The sequence below is a fragment of the Metabacillus rhizolycopersici genome (assembly GCF_020075705.1).
This window is the reverse complement of record NZ_JAIQUM010000206.1, coordinates 1-1,478: the sequence shown is the minus strand read 5'-3', so window position 1 is coordinate 1,478 and position 1,478 is coordinate 1. Positions and strand designations below refer to the sequence as shown.

Below are 1,478 nucleotides of genomic sequence, written 5' to 3'. Positions count from 1 at the left end.
AATGTGATGCACCCCAAAAGTTAGAGTCAGAAATCTAACTTTTGGGGTGTTTATTTATGACTAAATATAGTGATGAATTTAAGATTATGGTAGTTCAAGAATATCAAGAAGGAAAACTTGGATATCAACGTTTAGCTAAAAAACATGGTGTGAAGTCACATAAGCAGATTATTAACTGGGTGAAAAATTATGAGAAATTCGGAACTGAAGGGATACTAAAGAAGCAACAGAAAAAAACTTATTCTGTTCAATTCAAGCTGGATGTATTAAGCTTTATGAAAAGAACAGGGTCTTCAGTAAGAGAAACAGCCCTTCAATTTGGGCTAACAAATCCTCCTATGATAACGGCATGGAAGAAAACATTTTTAGACGGTGGTGCTGAAGCTCTGGATCGATCGAAAGGACGGCCGCCTATGTCTGATAAAGCTAAGAACAGAAGTAACAAACACTCAGATGAAAAAGAAATGACGTATGAACAACAATTAGAAAGAGAAAATGAGCTTCTTCGTTTAGAGATAGAATACTTAAAAAAGTTACGAGCTTTTCAGATGGATCCGGACGACTATCTCGAAAAGCACAAGCAACGTTATCATTCGAACTCAAAGAAACGTTCCGATTAAAAGATGTACTGCAGGTAGTTGGTATACCAGAATCCTCTTATCATTATCATATAAAAGCGATAAAGAAGGAGAATCCTAATCAGGAACTAGAAGCATGTATTCTATCTATCTTTGAGGAGAACAACCGCAATTATGGCTATCGTCGTATCCACTTAGAATTGAGAAACCGGGGACGTAAAATCAATCATAAAAAGGTCCAACGTATCATGAAGAAACTAGGCCTCAAAGGAGATAAGTTCATAAGAAAATCTCGTAAGTATAGTTCTTACAAAGGGACTGTGGGGACGATTGCGAAAAACCGTATTAATCGCCGTTTTCACACAAATGTATGCCATCAAAAGTTAACTACTGATATAACAGAATTCAAGTGTTTAGACGGTGTAAAACTATATCTGAACCCAATTATGGATATGTTTAATAGCGAAATTCTTTCATACGGTATAAGTACACGCCCAACCCTAGAACTAGTTCTTAAACCACTCGAGGAAGCTCTCGAAATCGTCAAAGATTCTAAGTACAGAACAACGATTCATTCGGACCAAGGATGGCATTATCAGCATAATAAATGGGTAAAAGCACTTAAGGAGAACAAAATATTCCAGAGTATGTCACGGAAAGGTAATTGTATAGATAATTCACCAATGGAGAACTTTTTCGGTTTATTAAAACAAGAAATGTATCATGGTGAGGAACTGTGCTCGTTTGAAGATTTAAAGAAGAAGATTGAAGCATATATAGAGTATTATAATACCAAGCGTATAAAGCAAAAGTTGGCAGGCATGAGTCCTGTTCAATATCGGATTCATACCAGCCAATTAGCTGCTTAATATAAAACTCTAACTTTTAGGGGTCACCTCA

General features: G+C 36.1%; 2 protein-coding genes. Both read left to right on the top strand.

Annotated features, from left to right (window positions below; genetic code table 11):
* Positions 1–56: 56 nt before the first annotated feature.
* Positions 57–620 carry a helix-turn-helix domain-containing protein gene (locus tag K9V48_RS28005; protein WP_224142310.1) on the top strand — a complete coding sequence of 188 codons (564 nt, stop codon included), beginning with the start codon at positions 57–59 and terminating at the stop codon, positions 618–620.
* On the top strand, positions 521–1,447 hold the full coding sequence (locus K9V48_RS28000; protein WP_224142311.1) for an IS3 family transposase: 927 nt from the start codon (positions 521–523) through the stop codon (positions 1,445–1,447). The genes K9V48_RS28005 and K9V48_RS28000 overlap by 100 nt, the downstream gene beginning before the upstream one ends.
* Positions 1,448–1,478 lie beyond the last annotated feature (31 nt).